Here is a 26,469-nt window from a genome sequence, read left to right as displayed (position 1 = left end):
GGTTGAGTTCGTCGATGAGTTTGGATGTTGGTGTGTTGTTTTCTACTGTTGTGTCGTTTTCTGTTGTGATTACTGCGTAGTTTCCGAATGAACCGGTCATCATGTCTTTGATGAGTATATAGTTGTTGATTACTTGTGCGTCTGATGTTTTGTTGAAGTTTATTTCGGATCCGCTGGTGGTTTCTATGTTACAATCTGTGATTATTACTCCGTCACATAATCCGAAGTATAGGATGCTGTTGTCTTCTGTACCGTCGATGTTTATGTCCATTCCTGTGATGATTATGTTTTCTGGGATGTTGCCCATCCAGTCAACGTGAGCATTTACTGCGGTTGCATTGCCACCTTTGATGTCATAGGTTGCATCTTCTATTATAACGTCGCTGGCACCTTCGATTAATACACCTGTTGCATCCGGTGATTCAACAGTTATGTTTAATCCGGTTAGGTCAATGCCACTGGATGTTCCAACTGCCATTGCTGTTGCGTATACTCCGTATGCCTGAGTATCTGCGGTTGAATCGATTGTACCATCGATTTTTATGTCTACTGCGTCGAATAATTGAATACCGTTGGTGTAGTAGTCACTATCCACGTCAATATTCACGTTTTCGATTGTGGTGTCTTTTGCTCTTCCCACATTAATACCGTATACATAGTTGGAACCTGTTGCGATAACTTTGGAGTTGATGATTGTGTTGTTTTCTATTACTACTCCTTTTCCTGTTGATTGTATGTCTATTGCATCTATACTTGGGTAGTATGAACCTTCAGCAACACTTGTACCGTCAACACTTACTGTTACGTTATCTAATAGGTTGTTGTTTGAGCTTATGTATAATGCGCTGGATTGTGGTAATCCCACGTAATCCTTATCATATGCTACATCAGCAGATGCGATGGTAGCGGTAATAATTGTGTTGGCAATAATGTTTCCGTCTTCTGCTATTTCAACTGCGTGTAAAGGAGATGCACTGGTTACTATAATTTCGGAATTATTTATAATATTTCCGCTTGATTCTAATACAATTGCTTCCATGTCTTCGTTATTGATTACAAGACCATCAAATACTACTCGTGCATCATTACCAACCATTATTTGACAATCTTTTAATTCTGCAGTACCATCATTAGTAATTGTTATGTTTACACCATCAAAGAGGAATACTTTACCAGTAATGTCACCAGATACTTTAAGGTCAGTATTGTTGTAACTTTCTTTTAATAGGCATTCATCATCAAAGAAATCACCATATGTTTCATCAGTAATAGTAAAACTAGGCTTATTGTTTTTTACTACATTGTTTTCACCGGTTACGGTTACTGCATCGTCTCCTTTTTTATCGTTTGCTATTATGTAGTTATCTGTTACTGTGTTGTCGTTACCATTGATTTCTACTCCGGTTGCTGTTGTTTCACTGGTTATTGTGATGTTGTTGTTTGTAATATTTGAATCTGTAACACTTTCATCGAATATTATTCCAACAAGATCAGATTCACCTATAACAGTAATATTATTATTTTCAATAAGTATTGGATAACCTGATTGTGTAGTTTCAGTTATAGCTGAAAGACTAGGAGAATCACCATAACCATATTTTTCAGTGATGGTTATGGTATTATTAATTAAACTAATTCCAGGACCTCTAATTGGAGAATAACCTCCCGAAACTGCTGGAACATTGGCATTAATTACACTATTCTGAACAACAGCCTTTGAATTTGTAGAACTTGACTTTACTACCGAATATATTCCAAGATATCCATCATCAAGATAATCCCCATCATAATAAACTGTTATATTATCCATGATAAGTGGAGTACCAAGACCACAATCTACCCAAGATAAGTCTATACCACTATTCAATAAATTAATTTCATCATCATAAATAAAGTTTATATTCTTATGAGTTATAGCTTCACCCCAAACGTAAAACTCAACATTGTGTAAAGTCAAATTATTTCCAATGATAGTTACGTGGTAACCAGCATCATTCCAGAATTTAAATGTTTTTTGATTCTCAGGGACATAACCTAAATAAATTATAACATCTCCAGTTAATGATAAATCATAAGCGTCCAAAGAACCATTTTGGAAGTAGGTATTGAAATCTTCTTCATTTTCAATATTAATAACAGTTGGTTCACCCTCATTTTTAACTGAACGAGATAATTTTTTAGTCAACGTAAAAGAACGAGGATGTGAATACCAATTAATACTACAACCATTTCTTATAATAGTTACATCCCTCATATCCCTGCAGATACTTGTGTTAGTTATACCGCTTTTAAGAACTATGGTGTTAACTGTATCATTACATAAATCACAGTTTGAACCATTCACGTATAACGTTGAATTTTCCGCAATGTTGTTTTTAAAGTTTATGTTGTTTTTTAGTGTGACTGTTGAATTGAATTTGTTGTATTTTACATTTGAATTTTTTGCTATTGTTGCTATTCCTGTGAATGTGTTTCCTGCTATGAAACTCGTTTGTGCTCCACTGAATTCTGCGCCAAGGTTTAATGTGTTGTTTATGTATCCGTTTCCAACATATGTATCGTTATAATAGTCATTGGTTGTGTTGGTTGCTGGATCATATGTTCCTGCCCAGTCTCCATTTATACCTGTTCCAGTGTAATTGATGGTATTGTTAATAATATGGTTATGTGGTCCACCAATCACTATACCTATACATATAGAGCTTGCTGTTTCTGGTCCGATAATGGTGTTGTTACTTATAACGTTGTTTTTGTTTTGTGTAATACCATTAGCATTAGCTGTTGCACCCCACCTATTTAAATATATGAGGTTTCCTACTGTTCCTTCACCTATGATGGTGTTGTTGTCTATGGTACAGTTTTCACCAAGTGTAATTACTACTGCACTACAACCAGTGTTGTTTACTGCGTGGAAGTAACTGTTTTTAACTGTTATGTTTATTACTCCGTTACGCATTGCAAAGTAACCCGTACTCATTCCAACACCTTGGTCTACAGTTACATTGATGTTGTCGAATGTAATGTTGGATGCTGTAGTTGTGAAAACCTGTGTATTGTGGAATTTAAGGTTTGTAATATTTGAATTGGATGCTCCACTGTTAAAGTCAATGTTTGTTTGCTGTAGTGATGGAAGATTATAACCATATAATGTATTTAAATTTAGAGTAAAACCATTACCTGTAATATTTACTGGTAAATCTATTGTATAATTGTGTAAACTACGTGTTACATCACTTGTAAAGTTCAGAGTATCATTTCCACTTACTAGTGATGTTAAACCAGAATCTGTTATATAATCGTCAAAGTTAGTATTGTTTATGTTATGTATTGTACTTCTGGTATTTTCTTCATAATTTTCTTTTTCAATAGTATTATCTATTTTTGTGATTTCATTACTTGTTGGTGTTGCTGTTTGCACATCGGTGTTGTCTGTAGTGTGGGTAACTGCTGGTGTTATGGATTCTGTTGTTGAATCATTTACATCAGCTGCTACTGCTACTGACATCATGGCAACTAGCAGCACTGCCAAGAAAATGAAATGACTTTTCTTAACAATCATTTTATCACTTTCATAATTTTTTAATAATTCCTTTGCCTCGCATAAGTATACTCAATTAATCACTCTAATAAGAATAATTCTTTGAATTATATTTTTTTAGTCATTAAATAAGGGGTTGAAATTATTAATTACATATTCATTATACAGGATAAATTTAAATTATTATCATCCGATAACAAAATAATCAAAATCATTAATTCTATATTTGATTATTCAATTTTAATAGAATTAATTAAAATTATCCATATTTACTTATATATTCCCGAACATATTTAAATATTATATTAAAGAAGTTTTTAATGAAAAAAAACGATAATTACACGAACAATATCATGATTACATGCATGATATGTTTTTTTTATGAATTAGAGGTTTTAGTTTATGTATTTTAACAGAAAATACTTCATATTTTTCATTGTTTTATTGGTTGCCCTGATGGGTCTGGCATCTGCAGCAGATGCAGATGATTACACACAGACACAGACTAGTGATACAAGTACTGGTAGCATGGCAACTGATACTCATGAAAATATCGAAGCAAATATGAATAATGAGGATACTTATACTCTGAAAGATTACATTGTACCCTCAAGCAATGAAAATAATATCGAAAATAGAAACAATAGCTTAAATAATGAGCAAAATGATAACTTTGAAACGGATACCAATCCTCTTGAGAAGAAAAGTATAGGCAAAGTTAAAACACAGTCAAATGAAAATATAACTACGATTACAGAAGACAATTACAACGATTACCTGTCAATATCCAGTGGTAAAGCAAGACTTAATCAGAATTACTTTGTTCCGGGAAATAATTATACAATAAATTTCCAATATTTCCCTTCAGACACGACACTCGCATTAAATAACTTCTACAACAACAAATACAGAAATGATACTATAAAAATAGCTGGAACAATTAATGATACAACTCTACAAGTAAATAAAGGTAGTTTAAAGTCATTATGTTTAGAAGATATGGTATTGAATTACCATAATAATTATATGGGAGATTACTTGAATATTCCTAGTATGGTTGGTATAAATAATGTTACTATAAATGCCAATGTTTCTGGTAATAAGTCTTGTATTCTTTTAAATTGTGTTGGAGAAAACACAACTATTAAAGGCTGTACAATCAATGCTAATATTACCTGTAATCAGACCAGTTCTCCATTATATGTTGGTGGACAAAACAGTGTTGTAGAAAACTGTACAATAAATGCCAACATTCCAAGCAGCCAGGTAGATTGGGATCATACTAGTCTTCCTAAGGGTATTGGTGTATGGATTACCGGATTTTATTCAACCTTGAGAAATAACCGTTTTAACATAACCGAATCATGTATATTAAGTGATGGAACACACAGAAGTCTTTACGGAGTATATGTACGGGCAAATAATCTTAACATCTACAACAATACCGTCATAGTAGAGGGTACACAGTACACTTATGGTTTTGTCGTCAGAGCATCACAAAACAGGATATACAACAACAACATAACAGTCAAATCAGTATACTATTCTGCAGGTGTGAATATTGAAGGAAATGGTATGAAAAACAATTACATCTACGACAATAGGATTAACGTTTCTGCAGGTTTTGAACAGACTGATCAAGGTAACCCGGATGTTGCTTATGGATGTCTGATACTGGACTTCAGTTATGGTGGAGGAGAATACGTTGCAAGTATTAGTTCCATGGAAAACAACAGGTATATTAACAATACTGTTATAGCTGATGCTCGTCAATCATATGCATTTGAACTGTATGGTGGAGTAAACACTCAAATTATAGGAAACAACATGACCCTTACCGGTAACTATCCTATGGGTATAGGAGCAATCGGAATAAACACGACCATGGACAGCAACGCAATCTATGTAGATGGAAATTCAAACGGTTCAGAGTATAGTGTTGATTACATTAAACCAACTACAGTAGGAATATATACTTATTGGATGAATGAAGGAAACACTATAACAAATAATACAATCGCTGTAACCAATGGAAAAGCACTAAAATTAGACAACTCCAAAAATGTACTGGTAGAAAACAACTTCCTACTAACCGAAGACTACGCATATGTCATAGAAGTGGACAACATAAACAACACATTCAAATACAATGCAATCCTAGGTGAAGGCACTATAGAAGAGGTGATAAAAGACACAACAGACAATGAAAACATTTATATTAATAACAGAGAACCGACAGCTAGTCAGTTAAGTATTGATGCAAAAGATTTCGTCGAGCTTAATGAAACTGTTGATATTATTATTTCATTAGAAGATGAAAACGGTTATAGTATACCTGATCAATATGTGCAGGTACAAATCGGAGAAAACAATATTCAGACACTTATCACGGACAATGACGGAAAAATAGAACTAACATTCACACCAACAACAAAAGAAACAACCACAGTAACAGCAACCTACGAATGTTATAAGGGATGCGGAAGCAACACAACAAAAGACATCACAGTAGGAAAAAAAGACACAAACATAATAATTAACACAATCAACCAAACAAAATACAATGACAACATAACAATCACAGGAACACTAAAAGACACAGACAACCAACCAATAACAGACGATATACAAATCACATTCAATAATGAGGAAATTACACTTACAACAGATTCAGAGGGAACATATTCCTTCACAACAATAGCAAAAAATATCGGAACAAACAACATAACAGTATCATATAATGGAAACACAAAATACAACCCAACCAGTACGACCACAACTTTCACAGTAATAGGAAAACTACCAGTAGTAGTAACATACGAACCAATTAGTGATGTTAACTTTGGAGATAATGTAACGATTACTGGAAAATTTATGACTAGTAATGGTAAGGCAATTTCCAATAGTAATGTGAAAATATATATTAATGGTGTGAAATACCTGGCAAAAACAGATAAAACAGGAACATACTTATTAAGTGTACAAACAACACAAATAGGAACTAACAAAGTAAGTATCGGTTACAGTGGTAATGATAAGTATGAGGCTTATGAAACCAACACAACATTTACTGTCCTTGGTAAACAACCTGTTATTGTAACTTATGAACCAATTAGTGATGTTAACTTTGGAGATAATGTAACGATTACTGGAAAATTTATGACTAGTAATGGTAAGGCAATTTCCAATAGTAATGTGAAAATATATATTAATGGTGTTAAATACCTGGCAAAAACAGATAAAACAGGAACATACTTATTAAGTGTTCAAACTACTCAGACAGGTATCAACAAGGTTAGTATCGGTTACAGTGGAAATGACAAGTATGAAGCTTATGAAACCAACACAACATTTACCGTCCTTGGTAAACAACCAGTCATAGTAACCTATGAACCAATAAATGATGTTAACTTTGGGGAAAACGTGACAATAACTGGAAAATTCATGACCAGCAACGGCAAAGCAATATCCAACAGTAATGTAAAAATATACATAAACGGAGTAAAATACCTAGCAAAAACAGATAAAACAGGAATATACACACTATCAGTAGCAACAACACAAACAGGAACCAACAAAGTAAGCATTGGATATAGTGGAAACGATAAATACGAAGCATACGAAACCAACACAACCTTCCAAGTCCTAGGAAAACAACCAGTCATAGTAACATACGAACCAATTAGTGATGTTAATTTCGGAGAAAACGTGACAATCACAGGAAAATTCATGACCAATAACGGCAAAGCAATCACAAACAGTAATGTAAAAATATACATAAACGGAGTAAAATACCTAGCAAAAACAGACAAAACAGGAACATACCTATTAAGTGTAGAAACTACCCAAACAGGAACCAACAAAGTAAGCATAGGCTACAGCGGAAACGACAAATACGAAGCATACGAAACCAACACAACCTTCCAAGTCCTAGGAAAACAACCAGTCATAGTAACCTACGAACCAATCAACAACGTAAAACAGGGACAAAACGTTACAATTACTGGAAAATTCACAACAAACACAGGAAAAGCAATCACAAACACAAACGTGAAAATATTAATAAACGGTAAAAAATACTATGCAAAAACAGACAACACAGGAAAATACACACTATCAACACAAGCAAATACACTAGGAATCAACAATGTAACAATAGGATACAGTGGAAACGACAAATACGAAGCATATGAAACAAACACAACATTCACAGTAACTGCTTAATTATAAAAAATTTTACTCTTTTTATCTTTTTTTTTTCTTAAATTATTTTTCAATTCCAAAAAAAGTAGGGTGGAGTGTAAAAATAGTTTTGTAAGAAAGATTTTATTTTTATAAGTTGTCCTTTCTTTTTATAATGGGAGGGGGATATGTACATCAGCTACTTCAACATTAAATAAGTGTGGTTTTTTCTCTTTAATGGCCTTGTCTAGTTTTTCATTTAATTCTTCCAATGAGGTTATGTTGTCCGCTTCAATATTGTAGGCATTTGCTAGTTTTACGAAGTCCGGATTGTCTAGATCAACTTGAAATTTAGGTATTCCCGCCATATCCTGCCATTGTTTTATAATACCCAATAAGTTGTTGTTTATTATTATTACAATAATTGGTAGTTTATAGGTATTTAAAACTGCAAGTTCTTCAATGGTCATCTGTACTGCACCATCTCCTGTAGCTGCAATTATAACATCATCGTGTCGGGCATATGTTGCTCCAATTGCTGCAGGGATGGAATAGCCCATAGGACCTAAACCTCCTGAAAAGAGAATTTGTCCACTTTTTTCAAGGGTTGATTCTGTTGTGAAATATGTCGGAATTGTTCCGGCATCAATAACTATGGTAGTATTTGTATCACAGTGTTTCAAGATGTTTTGGATGACTAATTCAGGATGGAGTTTATCTGTTTCTTCTAGTTCTGGTTTTTTTACATCTTCTTTTGAATTAATCCTATTTTTCCATTTGAAATTTTCTTTTGTAAAATCTTTCTCATTAAGAAGTTTTAAGAAATTTTTTACATTGTAATGGTAGAATGTTTTACCGTAATCGTGTTCTTTATTGGTGTTAACTTGAATGATATTGTCTGTGTTAATGTGGCTTGTTGTTCTTTCACTTAGTCGTGTACCTAATGCAATGATTAAATCGGCATGTTCGGCAGCATAGTTAGCTTTTCTTGTTCCCCTATTACCTGTCAATCCCAGGTTTTTTTCATCATTTTCAGGAATTATTCCTCTTGCATTCCATGTGGTTGTAATTGGTATGTCCGTTTTTTCCACAAATTCTAAAAATTCATTTATTGCATCTGAATAAATTAGTCCATAACCTGCAATAATTAAAGGTTTTTCACTTTCTTCTATACATTTAATTGTATCTTGAATGTCAGATTCTTTAATGTCTTTAATTATGTTGGTATGAATTACCTTGTGGTGCATATTCATTGGTTTGCTTTGTATATTTTTTGGGATATTAATATGGAAAGGCCCGGTAATTCCTTCCTCAAAATGCATAAATGCCTCATTAATACTGTTTTCAAGTTTCTCAGGAGAATGGGCATTATATGATTTGAAACAGATCGGTTTGAAAACATCGTTCAAAGGCAAATCCTGGAAAGTATTTTTACCCTTAATGTCTGTAGAAACATCTCCCGTAAGAATAAGAACAGGAACATTATCTTTATAACATGCAGAGACTCCCATAACAAGATTCATAGCACCCGGACCTGCCGTTGCAAGACAAACACCGCACTTTCCACTGATACGTGCGTAACTGTCGGCAGCATGAATGGCAGCCTGTTCATGTCTGGTTAATACATGTTTAATTTTAGATTTACGTAGCGCTTCATAAATGGGTAAAATCTGTTCACCGGGATAACCGAATACATAGTCCACTCCATGTTCTTCCAATAATTTTATCAAATATTCAGCGGTATTTTTATCAGTCTTCATAAATATCACTTTTATTCTTCGTCTTCCCTATAACTCCCAGTGTACTCACCGGAACCCTCAACCTTAAAAACGACTGCCTGGGCTATTCTTTCTCCTCTCTTGATTTTATAATCATAATCTCCATTATTTACAATCATAAACTGAAGAGTACCATAAAAACCAGGATCTCCTACGGCTGTATGAACACTAATAAAACTTCTTAAAAGTGTTGATCGAGGCAAATAAAGCATTGTATAGCCAACAGGAATCTTGGTTTTACCCATAATTGTTACACTATAACTTGTTTTAGATTCAAGGGTGTAAATTCCGTCAACACATTCAACTTCTTCAAGCGGTGGTAAATTTTTTTTGTTGTCAATCAATGAACCGGGACCTGCTTGTTTGTACATTTTATCCATTTTAAGATCAATACCGGAAGCCTGAATGGTATCATTATATTCCGGGAACAATCTTCTTAACTCTTTTTCTCCTAACAAATCAATGACCTCAAAAAATATCAATAATATAGTTTTGATTTATAAAATATTTAAATTTTATCAGACAAAAATATTACTAATAATCATAAGAAAGGAAGTAAATAAATGTATGACTATTTAGAAATGATAAAAATATTCCTCAGAGGAGTATTAATGGGAACTTCGGATATAATGCCTGGAATTTCCGGTGGAACAATAGCATTAATTACCGGAATATATGATAAATTAATCAGATCAATCAGTAACATAAAATTCATGTTCTTTAAACCGTTACTTAAAGGAGATATTAGTGAGTTTAAACGACAGCTATTTGAAGAGATAGACTTTGAATTTTTCATTCCATTGGGATTGGGAATAGTTCTTGCAGTGATTTTAATGGCAAGTATTATTAACTTTTTACTTGGAAACTATGCTGCATTCACATATTCCTTCTTTGGTGGGTTAATACTTTCATCAATTTATATTCTCTACAAACAGTTGGATGCATTTAATATTAAGGCAATATCAGTTACAGTAATATTTGCAATTTTGGCTTACATATTTGTAGGATTAAATCCAATGCAGACAGCACATTCACTACCGATTCTATTCATATCAGGATTCATAGCAATATGTGCAATGTTATTGCCTGGGATATCAGGTTCATCCCTTCTATTGCTATTGGGACAATATGAATACATGATAAATGTACTGCATAGAATCTCCATAATAGAAATAATTGTCTTTGTATTGGGGGCAGGAGTGGGATTCATGGCAATGAGTAGAATAATAAAATACATGCTGGAAAACCATAAACAGCTAACGGTAGCAACACTTATAGGAATTATGCTCGGATCAATGAGAATACCATTACAGCATATAGTAACAGCACCGGTTACTTCATTACCAATTTGTCTGATAATAGCAATCATAGGAATGGCAATAGTAATGCTGGTGGAAACAAAATTCAACTATGAATTAATATAAGGTGATAAAATGCCAGATTTAAAAAAACATTTTAATAAAGAAGCAGAAGCATTTGATGAGCAAGTCCAAAAAAATATACCATGTTACAATGAAATGCTAACGGCATTAATTAATGCAATACCTGATAACAATAAAAATCCTAAAATACTTGATTTGGGATGCGGGACAGGAAACATAACACAAAAAGCTCTAACGAGATTCCCTGATGCTGAAGTAACATGTTTGGATTTATCCGAAAACATGATAGAAATAGCTAAAGATAAACTGTCAGATTATGAAAAAATAGGGTATATTGTCGGTGATTTTACACAGATGCAAATTGAAACGAAATATGATGTAATATTATCCTCATTGGCTTTACATCACATTCCTAATGATGAAAAAAAAGAAGCAATGTACAAAGACATCTACGAAGCATTAGAAAAAGACGGTGTTTTCTATAATGCTGATGTTATAAAAGCAAACAGCAATTACAATGAAGAATTAAACAACAAAATAGCCATTCGGGAAATGAAAGAAAACGGAGTTACTGATGAAGAAATCACGGAACACAAAGGAAAAAGGGATGCAAATGACATACCTACAACGTTAATAAATCATATTAAAATGCTTGAAAATGTAGGATTTGAAGAAATAGATGTAATCTGGAAACACTATTCAAATGCAGTATATGGTGGTACCAAAAAATAAACTACCATAATCTTTTTTTTCTAAACCATTCAAAAATAGACTATTTTTTAAAAAAACTTATTAAAATATTATTAAAAAAAGGGAAAGAGGGTTAAGCTTCAGCTTCTTCTGCAAATATTTGGTCTATCATCCATTCAGGTTTAAATTCCATTAAATCTTCGTATGATTGGCCTGTACCAATGAACAGTATAGGTTTGTTAATTACGTGTCCTATGGATATTGCTGCTCCACCTTTTGCATCAGCATCTGCTTTAGTTAAAATAATCCCATCAATATCGATTACTTCATTAAACTTGGTTGCCTGTTCTGTTGCATCATTACCCATTAAAGCATCACCAACATATAATACTATATCTGGTTTTGATACTCTTTTAATTTTCTTCATTTCATCCATAAGATTTGCATTGGTTTGCATACGGCCTGACGTATCAATTAACACAACATCTTTACCCGTTGCTCTTGCATGTTCAACCGCATCATATGCTACTGCTGCAGGATCAGAATTCCTTTCGTGTTTAATGATTTTAAGGTTAAGATTATTTGCATGATGTTCCAATTGTTCAATTGCACCGGCTCTGAAAGTATCGGAAGCACCAAATACTGAGGAATAACCATGTTTTTCAAGGTATGTTGCCATTTTGGCGATTGTAGTGGTTTTTCCTGTTCCATTAATACCTACAAACATTATCTTATATGGTTCGCCTTTTTGTTTTGAAGCTTCAATATCACCAAGTAAATCATAAGAACCATTGTCAATGATTTCCGTGATTGCTTTTTTAAGAGCGTTTGTTGTGAAAAGTTCCATATCTCCTCTACGTTTGATTTTTCTACCAACAAGATCTTCTTTAACAGATTCTACAATTCTTTCAGCAACATCAAATGCAACATCACCTTCAATAAGTGAAAACTCTAATTCTTCCAATATTTCTTCAATATCTTCTTCCTTGATGGTTTTTTTAGTTATAAAAGAGAATTTTCCGCCGGTTTCTTCATCTTCATATTTGACTGCTTTTTCTTCTTTTTTACTATCTTTCACATCTTCTTTTTCATCAGAAGTTTCTTTCTTTTTGTCTCTTCGTAAGAAGCCAAATCTTCCTTTGTCTTCTTCTTCTTTGCTTTTCTCTTGAACTTCTTCAGAACTTTCTTCTTCAGTCTTTTCAGTTTCAGGAACTTTTTCTTCAACTACTTCCTCAGATTCTTCAATAGTTTCTTCTTCCACTGTTTCTTCAGTTTCAAAAGTATGTTCTTCTTTTTTATTTTTATCCCTTTTTAAGAATCCGAAGAACCCTTTTTTCTTTTCTTCAGAATCTTTTTCTTCTTGAACTTCGTCAGCAGTTTCTTCAACTAGTTCATCTTCAGTTTCATCTTCAACTAATTCTTCAGGTTCTTCCTGGGATTCTTCAATAGTTTCTTCTTCAACTTCATCAGGAGTTTTAACTTCTTCTTCAGTTTCATCTTCTGAAGATTCTTCCTCAACATTTTCTTCTTCCACAACATTTTCAGTAGTAGAAACTTCTTCAGTATCCTCTTCTTCATCGGTATTATCAGAATATTTTTCTTCAATAGATTGAAGATCTGCTTCTAAGTCATCTAATTCCTTACTAATTTGTGATGGTTCTAATTCTTCTTCAGGAATACTTTCAGATGCATCTTTAATGGTTTTTTTAAGTTTCTTTCTAAGTGAATCAAACAAGCTCTCACAACCCTTTTTATATTTATAAGTTATATTAGTATTATTTATGTAATAACTAAGTAAAATAATTAATTATGAATAACTAAATAAAATTCATCAGCATTAAAGCTTAAAAATTAAAAAAGAATAAAAAAATGGAAGGTTATTGATATTATGAAATTATTTTTTCAATCTTTTCAGTTGATACGATTTTATATCATTCAGAGCCAAAGTCAATAAAAGTCCGATAGCCAAAATTGCCGAAGTTACAGACATAACAAATTTCATGGCATCAGTTAAAACCGTGTTGACAATTTGCTCTTTTATACCGGTATTACCTTGTAATTCGGTAATGTTAATTTGTCCCATTTTTTGAAGGTATTCCTGACTTTCGGCATGGAACTGTTCATCATTTATTTGATTTGGAGCATAAGTGTTAACAGCATCATGTAAACCCCATGTAGCACCAACAATCAGCATACATCCTATAATGGCAGTACCCATGGACATACCTAATGTCTGGCCGGTGGATAATAATCCAGAAGCAGTGCTTTGATTTTTTTCTTTAGTACCTGCTAGGGAAATATCTATTCCTAAGGACAATACAAATCCCAATCCTAATCCGAACAGGAACATTCCGGGAGCAATCGTTGAAAAGGTTGTATTAACTCCAAATCGTGTTGAAAGTATTGTTGCAGCTAACATCGAAATTAAAAATCCCACTATCATAAGTGTCTTATGGTTAATTTTAGAAGTTAATTTTGGTGCAATTATTGAAGATAACAATATACCAACTGTTGCAGGTAACAAGTTTAAACCAGTTGTAAATGCATCATATTTCAATACACTTTGTAGGAATATTGATATGGCAAATAGTGAACCTCCCATAGCAAGACTGGTAATTAACCTTATTAATGTTCCAACACTTAAATTACGAACTTTAAGCATGTTAATATCAATAAGTGGAGTTTTTTCCCCTTTTGTAAGTCCATATTCATAGGAAGCAAACAGTGATAATATGACTAATGATAAGATTACTAAAGATACCGTTATAATAACATCTTCTTCCAATAAAAGAATTCCCAATACAAAACTCATTAATCCAAAAATCAATAGAATTGAACCGGTCAAATCAAAATCTTTTTTAGTTAATGTAGGTTCGAAATTTTGAATCTTTCCTGAAAATATGAATACAACTATTATGATAAGTAGTTCTAGAACAAATCCATATCTCCATGAAAGAAATGTTGTTACTATTCCTCCAAATAATGGTCCTATTGCTGCAGCAATTCCTGCCATTGCACTAATCATAGCCAATGCAAAAGTTCGTTTATCCGATTTATATGTTTGGCTTGCAATTGATATTGTAGCGGGTGTCATTAACGATCCGCCAATACCCTCCAATAAAGACCAACCAGTAAATAACATGAGGGCATTTTGGCTGATTGCAGCAAGTAATGCACCTATTCCATAAATACCTGCACCAATTAAAAACACTTTCTTTTTGCCAATTATATCCTGTAGTCTGGATCCGATTAACATTAATGACGCAGTGATTAATGTGTAAAAACTTATGATTAGTTGCACAGTACTTACTGTTGTATTTAAATCTGTAATTAACTGAGAAATGGCTACATTCATAAAGGTACTGTCAAGAGTAATTATGAATGCTGCAAGAGAAATCAATAAAAGAGGAATCCATGTGACATCTGTTATCTCTTTTTCATCCATTGAAGTTAACCTCCACATTTTATATTATACTTTATGAAAGGAATACTTCAAATATTTTTTCAATGAATTAAACATTTTAGAAAAAGTTGTAAATAAGTAAAAATAGTATTTGGAGTTTAAAATAAGAAGGTAGAATTTAGAGTATTATTGTACTCCTTGTTCTTTCATTAACTTTTCAACTTCTGGTCTTTTCTGAGTAATGTAATCGTTGATTTTCTGTAACTGTTCAGTTAATGTTTTGATTAGGTTTTCTACTTCTTTTTTATCATTTTTAAGGGTTTCTTCAGTTTCTTCTCTGGTTCTTTTTATTGCAACGTCAGACCCAACTCCTACAATAACATCTTCGGATTTGAGTTCTGTTGTAATGAAACATCCTGCACCGATTGGGATTAATGTTTCTTTACCTACTGCTCCAGCTAAACCCTTAACAGCAGTTTCAGCTGAACGGATATCATTCAATGATATGTTTAACTGTTCAAGTTGCTGGGTGATTGTTTCACCTTGTTGTTGTAACTGATTGATTTCATTAACCATTTGTTCTAGTTTTTGTCTATCTTCCATTGGAACACATCCTTATTCAATAGTGTACCATTACAGGTTTATAATAAACTTTGTACGATAGGGTCAGTTACTTCATCTGCTGATATTTCAGTAATTTCGTCGAAGACAATTTGGTCTCTGTTTAATCTGTGTTTACTACCAAATTCAGAGTATAATTTTTCCTGTACGTCTTCTACTTTAATTGCTTTTAATTCTCTTGTGAATTTTTTGGTTTTATCAACATCTAATAATTTTCCTTTTACTCTAAATATTTTTGTTTTCATAATGTTCCCTCAAATAAGTTGAATACTTGATCAATCCTTGCTAGTTCGGGTCCTGTAGTTTTATTTCCTACAATGACTCCATTAGAATTTGCAATGATACATGCTCCTACGAGTTTAACTCCACGGTTAACTGTACCAATTTCTGCAGGTACTCCTAAAACATCTTCAATTAAGTCCAATTCTTCTTCTGATGCATCAGGATGAACTAAAGCACCTTTGTTAGTTGCTGCCATTGTTGAACCAACAATATCTAAGCCAGCTATGGTACTTTCTACAAGTTCGACATCTAAAGTATCTGCAATGATTTTTTTTGCATCACTTGATAACTCTGGATTTACAATAGCACCATTATCATTAGCAACAATGATGTTACCTATTGCTGTTAGTTTGTCTGGTATTATTTCTACGTTAATGTCATGTTCACTTAGTATATCTAATTCATGTTGAAAGACATATGGTGATACAAGTAGACCGTTAGAATTTCCAGCCATTAATGCTCCTGCTAGATTACTACCACAGATTGGTGTTTTTATTATTGGTACTTTTAATGTTTCTTCGATACTTTTAAGGTATGTATCTTGGAGTCCTTGTGAAACTATAGCAACATTATCCTTTGCTAATATAGAAACACCTAGATTAGGATTTCCATCAATATCGAATCTTTGTATCATTTTATCACTCCATCTGTGAGGTTTATTAAATATGTATCAATATAATTAAAATGCCCACCTCTCAAACATTTTAAATTATATTAAGTAGGAAGAGAGTTGATTAAGTTCTCTTGAATTACATGTATACATTATTACCTAACTCTTTAGTAACTCGTATTTTATGATAAAGAGTTTAGATAACATAATAATCTCATAGTTAGCATTTAGTAAAAAAATTATTCATCTACTAAAGTTACTTCTACTGTTTCATCTTCTTTTACAGCTTTAACTTTGATTTTTGATGGGATTTTTTCTCGTCCTCTTTCCCAAATTTTTTCGTTAACTGCTGTGTCGATAATAACATCTTCAGCTTTCATATGTTTTTGAATGAATTCTCTGATGTATCTCATTGCTCTTGGTGACCTTTTAGTTCTAGGTACGTTTTTTACATCTCTTAGAGGAATTGTGTAAATTCTTTCCATTCTAATACACTCCTATAATTATTAATAAAATCTAAAGCAAAACAATTAAGTTTATACTTTAATTTTACTTCTTCTCCATTGTCTAGCTTTTGGATGAGTTCTTAATTTTCTTGATGTTTTCATCATAGCAAAGATAGGAACTCTTCTGTTTTGTTTGCCTTTTTTAGCTAATCTTAATTTTTTTGGTAAGTTTTTATTACGACTCATTTTACTTCCATCCTATAACTCTTGATTGAATATGTTGGGGAAATATTTCATTAATGTCTTGTCCTTTCTGTTCAAGCAATACTCTAATTTCCATCTCATAATCCGAGCTGTTATGAATATCACTTTCAGCCTTTTGAAGTTTAAATAATCGGTCACTGGTATCATTAATAGTTTTATAGCCAATACCGGTCAGATTAACATATTGGACACCCTTTCTATCTTCTAAACTTTGAATTTCATTCTGTTTAAGTTTGGGAATCCTGTCTTCACGTCTAGTTCCATCAGCTATTAAATCATATTCATCAGCCAAGTATTCAATTACTTCATGATGTATATGATTTATTCCATTGTTAGGAAATTGATCTTCAATAATCATTTCCACAGCATCAGTTAATATCTTCTTGTCAAGTTTTACAACCCTATGTTTAAAACCCAAATTATTAGCCGAGTTTGTTGCCGGAATCGTTGAATCAAATACTCCGAAATTAATAGTAATTAATTCCACATCATAGCCAAGTTTATCTAGAATAACTGCCATTAATGAACTATCTTTACCGCCACTATATAATACAGCTGTTTTCATAAAAATACACTAATATCATATAATTGAAAGATTATCTTCTTGTGATATGAATTTCACGTTTAGTATTAGTTGTTTCTCTTAAGATTTGTTTTAAAGTAGCATCTGATACTGGAATTTGAATTCTTCCTGTTTCAGCCATTTGAATCAATTGCATTTCAATAGCATTAACCAGTTCAGCTTTTGTTAATCTTAAGTTTGCGAGTCTTTGACGTGCTTCTGGTGTTAATATCTGTCTAAGTGCATTTTTCTTCTGTTCCTCATATTGTTGTCTCATCTGTTCTTCCTGTTGTAACTGTTGATAATTTGCACTTTGTTGTTGTTGAGCGGCCATTTGTTGTTGTTGAAGTTGTTCCATTCTTCTACGCCTAATTTCGTCAAGTTCACTCATTTAACACAACTCCTTTAATTTTTATCATATCAAAATTAATACAAATTAGTATTTTGATAATTCAGGGATATCTTTAATGATTTCAGCAGCTTTTTTATCTAAGTAAGATTGACCTGCAGGAGATACAATTCTACCTTCTTCTGTTTTTTGTACGTAACCTGCTTCTTCAAGTTGTTGTAATGCAGTTCTTATGATAGATCCACTTCCTTTTCTGAATTTTTCAGGACTGGTTCCTCTATCTTTGTTACCACCGTATTTGGTTTGTAATCTGCTAAGTCCTACTGGACCATCTACATATACTCTTCTTAATAATGCTGCGGTTCTTACATACCACCAATCTGGGTTTTCAGGTCTGCGTTCTTTGTGAACTCCAGTTTTAACAAATCTAGCCCATGCTGGTGCGTTAATTTTATCATTTTCTTTAAAGTCTTCACTTAATGCGCTGATTAAACTTTCAGCAGGTACATCGAATGCTGTTGTCATTGTTTAATTAGCCTCCTATTAAATTATATGTTTATTTTAAAATTGCCCATATTTTCCAGAGATATTTATTTTCTCTTATATAATACTGCAACATTACCACGAACATCAATTAATTTACTTTTGGTGTTAGAAACGATTTCTTCCAAAAATTCATCTTTATTGGATGCTATATTTCTTGAAAATCTGATTTTAACAATTTCATTGTTTTTTAACTGACGTTTGATTTCTTCAATAACATTTTCATTAATACCGTTTTTTCCAATATTAATTTCAATTGCATTTAAAGAATTTCTCATTATTTCTTTTCTACTCTGGCTTTTGCTCAAATTATCATACTCCATCAATGTTTATATTAAAACCTAGTTTTTCTTATGAGTGTAAGGAACTTTAGTTAAATGTCCACATTCAAGACATTTTCTGGTAATTGTATTACCGGAAAGTCTTACTCTTAAGTTAGCCCCTGGTTTAAGGAATTTATTACAATTTTTACAAAACCTTCCTCGCCAATAATCAGGTAATGTGATATTATATTTAGTAGAGATATTACGAGTTAACTTAACATAACGATCAGAACGTTCTGGGTGTTGAGAAAACTCCTTTTCTGCTTGGTTGAAAAGAATTTCTATCCTTTCCAAAGCGATTTTATTAATATAATTAGGTCGTTTTCTTCTACTCAAAAATATCTAATCCTCTAAAAAATATAGAATATTCTTCTTAAGTGCAAGGAATGAAATTATGAAAAATACATAAAATCTAGATAGTAAACTTAAGAATAATAATATAATTTATGTAATCCTTTACTTAAATATATTATGTATTACTCCATTGAAAAAAAGCAAAAAATTCGAAAAGAATAACTTTTTCTGAGATTTTTTTTTAAATTAAAATATAAAAATAATAAAAATATGTTAAATTAGAAAAGTATTAATAATAGTATTACTTTTTCTTTAAGTAAAAATATAATCGTAATTAAATTAAGTGGAAATACTCACTTAAATAGTCAATTTGACCAAGAGGATATGTTTTTTTTCCATAAACAATTTCAATTATATCGTTTTTAAGATTATCAATTGTTTTATCACTTGTTTCTATTTCTTGAACATTGTCTCCATAAAGTTCATAACTTTCCTCTGTACATATTCCAAGAATTTCTGCAGAAACGTTTTCATGAATCTTAGCATCTTTCCAATTCCGGGTACTTAAACGTTTCTTTAAAACATCAGGATTACATCTCAGAACAATCACCAAATCAGCGTTAGGATAATCCTGTGCCAAATGTCCCTCAAAAATTATAACATCCTTTTCAGATTCTTTTTTTATTTGATCAACGATAGGGATCATTTTTTCCGTATCAACTATTTTATATCCTCGTTTTTCATCAATTCCAAGGTTTAAATCATAATCTTCAAGTAATGAATTGATACTTATATATTCAGCATCAAAATCTTCCTTCAATGATTCCGTTACAGAAGTTTTTCCAGTTCCTGGTGTTCCAGTAATAATAATCATCATAAATATCAGCAATCCTTATTAATTCTATATTTGTAAAAAATAGGTTATATATTAAAATGGAAGGGGTTTAAGAAACCATACTTAAAAGCACGGGAGTAACTCCTGCTTCTATTATGGCTGCAATGATCAATAAAACTAATATAATTATGAATGTTAAAACAATATCTTTAACTAGTTTGTCGGATTTGTTTATTTCTTCCTTTAAACGTTTTTTAAACAATGCATTTAATAGGTTTATTTCCAGTTTTGTTATAATAAATGCTCCTACGAGAGATAATATTGTTGCAGGTAATTCAAATATTCCATGAGGTAATATTCCAACTATAAATTGTATTGGAGTAACAAGAGTATATGTGAACCCGATTATCAAACCATTCATTATAATTGCTAAAACGGAAAATATTGAGAATAACAATCCGCCAATCATTATAATAATGTTTGCCCGAATATTATTTTGGAAAAGAAATATTGCTTCATTGTATACTGTCGGATTTTCAGGCATTGATAAAAATATTTCCTTTAAAATTTCTGTTACGTATTGTTGAATTACATCACAAAATATGACTCCTAAAAATGCTGAAGCAATTAGAATAATAAATGATATTAAAATTAAATTTTTGTTTCTGGAGAGGTATTCTTTTAAATATCCTTTACTGAATATTTCCAATATATTTAATGCCATAGTTTTATCTCCAAAATTTATGTTAAAAAGGAGTTGATGGTTAGATGAGTATTCACATGGTTTGTAATACTTTTCTAATTTCATTTGGATCTGATGCTACTTGTGTTGGTTCTTCACAAGCTTCAATAGCTACATTAGGATCTTTAAGTACGTGTCCTGTTACGATACATACAACACGTTCACCTTGGTCTATTTCACCATTTTCAACCAATTTTCTTAATCCTGCAATTGAAGCAGCACTTGCCGGTTCAACACCAATACCTTCTGTTCTTGCTAGGTATTTCTGTGCATCAAGAATTTCATCATCGGTAACGGTATCTGCAGTACCATTTGATTCTTTGATTGCTCTCATTGCTTTTACACTGCTTACTGGAGCACCAATTCTGATTGCTGTTGCAATGGTTTCAGGATTTTCTACTGGTGTTACTTCATCAGTTCCTGCTTTTACTGCATTTGCAATTGGAGCACTGTTAACTGCTTGAATTCCAGTCATCATAGGAGTATCTTTAATGTATCCTGCATCTTGGAATTCTGTAATTCCTTTCCATATTGCGGAAATGTTTCCTGCATTACCTACTGGTAAAACAATTCTGTCCGGAGATTTCCAACCAAGGTCATGAACTACTTCCATTCCTATTGTTTTTTGTCCTTCAAGACGGTATGGGTTGATTGAGTTTAATAGGTATAATTCTCCGTTCAATGCTAATTCAGTAATTGTTTCTAATGCATCGTCAAAGTTACCGTCTACTCCAAATACTTTTGCTCCATGGAACATTGCCTGTGCTAGTTTTCCTAATGCAACTTTTCCTGCAGGCAATAATACTGCACATTTAAGTCCAGCACGTGCTGCATATGCGGATAATGATGCAGAAGTGTTTCCTGTTGAAGCACAACCAACCATATTTACTCCAAGATCTACTGCTTTTGTTGTTCCTACACTCATTCCTCTGTCTTTGAAACTACCTGTAGGGTTTGATCCTTCAACTTTAACGAATAATTCTATACCTAATTCTTCTCCTATTTTGTCACATTTACAAAATGGTGTTCCACCTTCATCCAGGCTTATTCTGTTTTCTGCATTTACTGGTAAGAATTCTTTATATTTCCAGATGTTGTCTCTTCTGTTGTCAAAAGTTTCTTTGGGAATGTTGTCTACTTCTGTTACTACTTCAAGAATTGATCCACATTCACAAGTATAAATTATTTCATCATCATCATATTCTGCTCCACATGAAATACATCTTATCATTATGATTCTCCTATAAAAATTAATCTAAAATTATTATGTGTATATGGTACACAGGTTATAATATTATATATTTGTTTAATCTATAATAAATTATTTTTCTTAAAGTCTTTAAAAATAGTTTAGAAGTGTGTAGGATTTTGATGTAGTATAAATAAACAATTCAAGTGGTAATAAAAATTGATTATAGTATGTTGTATAAATTTAAAAAATTATTTTTTACTAACATCAAACCCTCACAGTATTACTTATTTGTTTATAAGTTAATAAATGTATGGTTAAAGTATTTTTAATTAGAACTAAAATTTTGTAAATTTTTTTAAAAAAAGAATTTTGGGAGGATATTATCCATGTCCTCCACCCATAAGGAAGCTGATAATAACAATTAAAACTCCCACTCCTATAATTTCAACAGCAGTTTTGCTCATACTTTCTTTTGCAATCTTTCCAAGATAACAACCAAGAACAGTTAACATTACAAAACATACGATTAAAGTGGCTGTAATTGCCGAATATATATCACCAAACAGGAAAAATGGAATAGAAGGAATAAATGAACCAAGAAAACTGGCAGAACCGTGTGTTAACATACTCATGAAAACTCTATATTTTGCTTGTTCATGAATAACAGTATCATCCAATTTACGTTCCTTCAGAATCATCTGACTTTCAAGGTCACGAATTATTTTACCTTCTTCCGCATGTTCACCAACGTATGAACCGAAACCGTTTGATAATGCAATAGCAATACCACCACTCAATCCTGTTAAACCGACGGTCCACGGATTTACGTTTCCACCTGTGGAAATTCCCATTAAGGCAGCAGTTAATGAAATACTTAAAACAGTTAAAATACCATCTAAAGAACCAAGTGCAACATACCTACTTAAAGCTATATAATCCTTAATAATTTTTTTTAAAGTTATCTTCATTTTTTATCTGACTCTCAAATTATTTATCGACCCAACTCTTTATGAGCTCTTGCTAAATGGCCTGCAGCTAAAGCGCCTGCTAAGGACAATTCACCGGCAAGTACTAAACTAGCCACAATTGAAGCAAATTTGTTAACATTACCACTACCTTTAACATTCATAATGTTCAATGATTCAGTAGCAGTTTCAAGCCTTGTTCCACCACCAACAGTAGCTACAGGTAAATCAGGAATAGTAACACTGAAATATAAGTCACCATCTACATTTTCGGCACTGGTTATACCAATACTGCCTTCAACAACGTGTGCAGGATCCTGACCACATGCTAAAAATATTGCAGCCACCATATTGGCAAAGTGTGCATTGTAACCATAACTACCTGCAATTGCAGAACCAATTAAGTTTTTAGCATAGTTAACTTCAACTACAGCTTCTGGAGTTGTTTTTAAAGTTTTTTCCACAACTTCCTTAGGAACAGTTACTTCAGCAACAATACTTTTTCCACGACCTTCAATCATATTAAGTGCAGATGGTTTTTTATCAACACAGAAGTTTGAACTAAGTGCAATCATATGAATATCATTTTCATTTTCAATAAAATTCATAGCTTCCTGTGTTGCAATAGTGACCATGTTCATTCCCATACTGTCTCCAGTTTCATAAACAAAACGTGGGTATACAAAACGACCTACAATAACAATAGGATCAATTTTGATAAGTTTTCCATGATTGGTTGTACTTTCTGCAACTTCTTTAATCTCATTAAAATGTTCTTCTATCCATGTTTTGATTTTATTAGCTTCATGAACATTTTTAGTTTTTATGACTGGTGCTCTTGTCATTTGATTTTTAAGAATGGCTACTGAACAACCATTTGAACGTCTAATTACTGAACAACCTCTGTTAACACTAGCAAGTAAAGCACCTTCTGTTGTTGCCATAGGAGCATAAGTTTCTATTACTTCATCATTTTCTGTATTTATTTTTACAGGTCCGACTACTCCCACAGGTACTTGTATGGTACCTATCTGATTTTCAATATTCTTTTTTGCAGTTTCTGTCATGTCTATAGAATATTTTCCAATGTGTTCTAGGGTGGTGTTTGTTTTGTTTTCAATGAATTTACGTCTAATGTCTGTTGCTTGATTGGCATTTTCGGCATATTTTTCTATTTGATGAATTTTTATTTCGCCGGAATCTAATTTTTCAATTATCTCATTACAATTTAAATCCATTTTAAAGCATCCTTAATAATTTTAAAAATTTCTTAATCTAATATTTGTAATTTAATTATATGAAAGTTTGTTATTAAAAAAAAGTTTGGGTTGTATAGTATAATAACTATACGAAAATAATGATTTTATTAATAGGTGTAGGTTTATTCTTTGATTAACTCTACAATGTCACTAGGTACGTCTGCTACTTTAACACCAAGTTTTGCTAATAATTCTTTTTTATTTTGAGCTGTACCGTCAGTTCCTTCAATAATAGCTCCTGCATGTCCCATACGTTTACCTAATGGTGCTGATACTCCAGCAATAAATGATATGATTGGTTTTGTGACGTGTTCTTTAGCATATTCTGCTGCTTTAACTTCTGCAATACCACCGATTTCACCTAACAAAACAATTTTTTCAGTTTCAGGATCTTCTTCGAATTGTTTTAATGCTGAAATGAAGTCAATACCTGTAACAGGGTCTCCACCTATACCAAGACAAGTACTTTGGCCAAAACCGGCATCAGTTATCTGGCTTGCAATTTCGTATGTTAAGGTTCCACTTCTGGAAACTAATCCTATATTACCTTTATTAAATATGTGTGTAGGCATAATTCCTAATTTACCAACTCCTGGAGTAATAATACCTGGAGTGTTAGGTCCGATAACTGTTGTATTATGTTCCTGTGCATATTTAACGATTTCCATTGTGTCATGTATAGGTATGTGTTCTGTAATTATGATTACCAAATCTACTTCACAGATAGCTTCAAATGCTGCATCTTTAACGTAAGGTGCTGGAATAAATATGATACTGGCATTAATGTCTGGGTGATATTTTTTAATTTCTTCTATGGAATTGTATACTGGAATGCCTTCAACTGTTTCACCAGCTTTTCCCGGACTTGTACCTGCAACGATGTTTGTTCCGTATTTTATCATTTCTTTTGTGTGAAATCTTCCTTGTTTTCCTGTAATTCCTTGTACAATTGCTTTAGTATTTTCATCTAATAAAATCAATTAAACCTTCTCCTTATCCTAGTTAAATATTAATAAAATCATATAATCTACTCGTAATAACAAAAATACAATTATTATTATCATTTTTAGACTTTATCACTATTTTATCTGTTTTTTGTAATATAAAAACTTTATTTTAAAATATTGTAAGAAAAATAATAATACTACAAAAAAATGATTAATTTCTAACAATCTAATCGTTCTTAAATATTCTTTCAAGAAAAGATAATGAAAAAATAGAAATTTTTAAGTGAATAAAATAATGGATTTATTTACTTAAAATTTGGCTTCTAAAAGAAAAATATTCTGCTAAATCAATGAGGTTTCCATTCATAATTGCTGTGGCTGAAAATATAACGCTACCTGGGATAACATTTATGGGGGTGTGTCTTTTGACAAGGTATGTGTTTTTGTTTCCTAAAACAGCTCCAATCATTGCCCCAGCAACAACTCCAATTTGTTCGACATTTGTAACATTGGCTACAATCACAGGATCATCTGTTTGATTGGAAACATAACCAACACCTGGAATTTGTTTAATACCATCAACTAAGCTGGAAGCGATATTATAAACATCTGTCATTCCAGTAGCTGCTTTAACAGCACTTTTAGCTACATTTTCAACGAAATATTCTCCGCAGTATGTATCAAAACTTAATATAACTGCATCAGGGTAAAAATTTGGATTTAAATCGAGTTCAACATAGGATATTCCTTCTCCAGCATCTTCTCTTTTAAGGCCAACCCCATTCAAATCATCAAAACCAAGAGCATTTTCTTTTAAAACATCAAAAATACTTTTATTGACTATTTCAACCAAGTTATCATCTTCAACTATTGCTGTAATGACAATATCATCACCAGTAACATTGGAAAGTAATGCCTGAGATGCTCCTGCTTCTTTAATTTTGTATAAACTGTTTTCAACATTTTGTATTAATGAATCACTACATGAAACATCATTGTCTGATATGTCAATTCCATGGCATAACATTTTCATATTAAATTCCTCATTGAATTTTTTTTTATATAGTGAGTGTCCGACAAAATTATCTTTTTTTGTTGTTTAGTATTACTATTTTTTAGATGTAATGATTTATATTTTTTATTATTTGTATTAATTATGTTATTACTTCTCATGACCCCTCTTTGATTACTTATCATGCTTGGATTATTTTTATATGTGATAATGTTATATAATATTATTATGGAATCATGATTTTATTTAT

General features: G+C 32.1%; 24 protein-coding genes and 1 pseudogene. 3 read left to right on the top strand and 22 right to left on the bottom strand.

From position 1 onward, the window contains the following. A pseudogene (locus QZZ11_RS00620) lies at nt 1-3,559 on the bottom strand (hypothetical protein); the annotation flags it as partial. 381 nt (nt 3,560-3,940) lie between these two features. Between QZZ11_RS00620 and QZZ11_RS00615 the strand changes: the two are divergent. Then, a complete protein-coding gene (locus QZZ11_RS00615; RefSeq protein ID WP_292472559.1) occupies nt 3,941-7,762 on the top strand; it encodes an Ig-like domain-containing protein in 3,822 nt (1,273 codons plus the stop codon). Nucleotides 7,763-7,890: 128 nt separating this feature from the next. Here the strand turns inward: QZZ11_RS00615 and QZZ11_RS00610 are convergent, their stop codons facing one another. Further along, nucleotides 7,891-9,480, bottom strand: a complete 1,590-nt coding sequence (locus QZZ11_RS00610) for a thiamine pyrophosphate-binding protein (RefSeq protein ID WP_292472557.1) — start codon at nt 9,478-9,480, stop codon at nt 7,891-7,893. Nucleotides 9,481-9,491: 11 nt separating this feature from the next. Then, a complete protein-coding gene (locus QZZ11_RS00605; RefSeq protein WP_292472555.1) occupies nt 9,492-9,956 on the bottom strand; it encodes a deoxyuridine 5'-triphosphate nucleotidohydrolase in 465 nt (154 codons plus the stop codon). Nucleotides 9,957-10,109: 153 nt separating this feature from the next. On the opposite strand from QZZ11_RS00605, the gene QZZ11_RS00600 reads away from it, so the two are divergent. Continuing rightward, nucleotides 10,110-10,922 carry a DUF368 domain-containing protein gene (locus tag QZZ11_RS00600; RefSeq protein WP_292472562.1) on the top strand — a complete coding sequence of 271 codons (813 nt, stop codon included), beginning with the start codon at nt 10,110-10,112 and terminating at the stop codon, nt 10,920-10,922. A gap of 9 nt (nt 10,923-10,931) precedes the next feature. After that, nucleotides 10,932-11,612 carry a class I SAM-dependent methyltransferase gene (locus QZZ11_RS00595; RefSeq protein WP_292472553.1) on the top strand — a complete coding sequence of 227 codons (681 nt, stop codon included), beginning with the start codon at nt 10,932-10,934 and terminating at the stop codon, nt 11,610-11,612. A 91-nt stretch (nt 11,613-11,703) separates the two neighbouring features. Here the strand turns inward: QZZ11_RS00595 and ftsY are convergent, their stop codons facing one another. The 19 genes from ftsY to QZZ11_RS00500 form a co-directional block, all read right to left on the bottom strand. After that, a complete protein-coding gene (gene ftsY, locus QZZ11_RS00590; RefSeq protein ID WP_292472560.1) occupies nt 11,704-13,218 on the bottom strand; it encodes a signal recognition particle-docking protein FtsY in 1,515 nt (504 codons plus the stop codon). 246 nt (nt 13,219-13,464) lie between these two features. Continuing rightward, nucleotides 13,465-15,015 (bottom strand): MFS transporter, encoded by a 1,551-nt coding sequence (locus tag QZZ11_RS00585; protein ID WP_292472551.1) that lies wholly within the window; start codon nt 15,013-15,015, stop codon nt 13,465-13,467. Between the two features lie 144 nt (nt 15,016-15,159). After that, nucleotides 15,160-15,576: a prefoldin subunit alpha gene (gene pfdA / locus QZZ11_RS00580; protein ID WP_292472549.1), complete on the bottom strand. Its 417-nt coding sequence runs from the start codon at nt 15,574-15,576 to the stop codon at nt 15,160-15,162. A 38-nt stretch (nt 15,577-15,614) separates the two neighbouring features. Then, the gene (gene rpl18a / locus QZZ11_RS00575) at nt 15,615-15,839 is read right to left on the bottom strand and encodes a 50S ribosomal protein L18Ae (RefSeq protein WP_292472548.1); all 225 of its coding nucleotides are present in this window, start codon (nt 15,837-15,839) and stop codon (nt 15,615-15,617) included. After that, a complete protein-coding gene (locus QZZ11_RS00570; protein WP_292472546.1) occupies nt 15,836-16,510 on the bottom strand; it encodes a translation initiation factor IF-6 in 675 nt (224 codons plus the stop codon). The genes rpl18a and QZZ11_RS00570 overlap by 4 nt, the downstream gene beginning before the upstream one ends. Nucleotides 16,511-16,725: 215 nt before the next feature. Then, the gene (locus QZZ11_RS00565; protein WP_292472545.1) at nt 16,726-16,971 is read right to left on the bottom strand and encodes a 50S ribosomal protein L31e; all 246 of its coding nucleotides are present in this window, start codon (nt 16,969-16,971) and stop codon (nt 16,726-16,728) included. Between the two features lie 51 nt (nt 16,972-17,022). Then, nucleotides 17,023-17,178 (bottom strand): 50S ribosomal protein L39e, encoded by a 156-nt coding sequence (locus QZZ11_RS00560; protein ID WP_292472543.1) that lies wholly within the window; start codon nt 17,176-17,178, stop codon nt 17,023-17,025. 1 nt (nt 17,179) lies between these two features. Further along, nucleotides 17,180-17,761 carry a hypothetical protein gene (locus tag QZZ11_RS00555; protein ID WP_292472541.1) on the bottom strand — a complete coding sequence of 194 codons (582 nt, stop codon included), beginning with the start codon at nt 17,759-17,761 and terminating at the stop codon, nt 17,180-17,182. Nucleotides 17,762-17,792: 31 nt separating this feature from the next. Beyond that, entirely contained in the window at nt 17,793-18,149 is a 357-nt protein-coding gene (locus QZZ11_RS00550) for a DNA-binding protein (RefSeq protein WP_292472539.1), read from the bottom strand. Nucleotides 18,150-18,194: 45 nt separating this feature from the next. Continuing rightward, nucleotides 18,195-18,632 (bottom strand): 30S ribosomal protein S19e, encoded by a 438-nt coding sequence (locus QZZ11_RS00545; RefSeq protein ID WP_292472537.1) that lies wholly within the window; start codon nt 18,630-18,632, stop codon nt 18,195-18,197. A gap of 65 nt (nt 18,633-18,697) precedes the next feature. Next, nucleotides 18,698-18,973 carry a YhbY family RNA-binding protein gene (locus QZZ11_RS00540; RefSeq protein WP_292472536.1) on the bottom strand — a complete coding sequence of 92 codons (276 nt, stop codon included), beginning with the start codon at nt 18,971-18,973 and terminating at the stop codon, nt 18,698-18,700. Nucleotides 18,974-18,991: 18 nt separating this feature from the next. Next, nucleotides 18,992-19,309 carry a ribonuclease P protein component 4 gene (locus QZZ11_RS00535; protein ID WP_292472535.1) on the bottom strand — a complete coding sequence of 106 codons (318 nt, stop codon included), beginning with the start codon at nt 19,307-19,309 and terminating at the stop codon, nt 18,992-18,994. A 292-nt stretch (nt 19,310-19,601) separates the two neighbouring features. Continuing rightward, nucleotides 19,602-20,144, bottom strand: coding sequence for an adenylate kinase family protein (locus QZZ11_RS00530; protein WP_292472533.1), 543 nt, complete (start codon nt 20,142-20,144; stop codon nt 19,602-19,604). Between the two features lie 67 nt (nt 20,145-20,211). Continuing rightward, nucleotides 20,212-20,826, bottom strand: coding sequence for a stage II sporulation protein M (locus QZZ11_RS00525; protein WP_292472531.1), 615 nt, complete (start codon nt 20,824-20,826; stop codon nt 20,212-20,214). A gap of 52 nt (nt 20,827-20,878) precedes the next feature. Next, complete coding sequence (gene thrC / locus QZZ11_RS00520) at nt 20,879-22,075, bottom strand: threonine synthase (RefSeq protein WP_292472530.1); 1,197 nt, start codon at nt 22,073-22,075, stop codon at nt 20,879-20,881. A gap of 341 nt (nt 22,076-22,416) precedes the next feature. Beyond that, complete coding sequence (locus QZZ11_RS00515; RefSeq protein ID WP_292472529.1) at nt 22,417-23,004, bottom strand: TIGR00267 family protein; 588 nt, start codon at nt 23,002-23,004, stop codon at nt 22,417-22,419. A 23-nt stretch (nt 23,005-23,027) separates the two neighbouring features. After that, entirely contained in the window at nt 23,028-24,239 is a 1,212-nt protein-coding gene (gene hmgA / locus QZZ11_RS00510) for a hydroxymethylglutaryl-CoA reductase (NADPH) (protein ID WP_292472528.1), read from the bottom strand. Nucleotides 24,240-24,382: 143 nt separating this feature from the next. Next, entirely contained in the window at nt 24,383-25,240 is an 858-nt protein-coding gene (sucD, locus tag QZZ11_RS00505; protein WP_292472527.1) for a succinate--CoA ligase subunit alpha, read from the bottom strand. Nucleotides 25,241-25,508: 268 nt separating this feature from the next. Beyond that, on the bottom strand, nt 25,509-26,240 hold the full coding sequence (locus QZZ11_RS00500) for a hypothetical protein (RefSeq protein WP_292472525.1): 732 nt from the start codon (nt 26,238-26,240) through the stop codon (nt 25,509-25,511). Nucleotides 26,241-26,469 lie beyond the last annotated feature (229 nt).

Origin of the sequence: Methanosphaera sp. (assembly GCF_016282985.1) — an archaeon.
GTDB lineage: Archaea > Methanobacteriota > Methanobacteria > Methanobacteriales > Methanobacteriaceae > Methanosphaera.
Note: the sequence above shows the minus strand (reverse complement) of the source record. Positions and strands in the feature narration are given on the sequence as shown.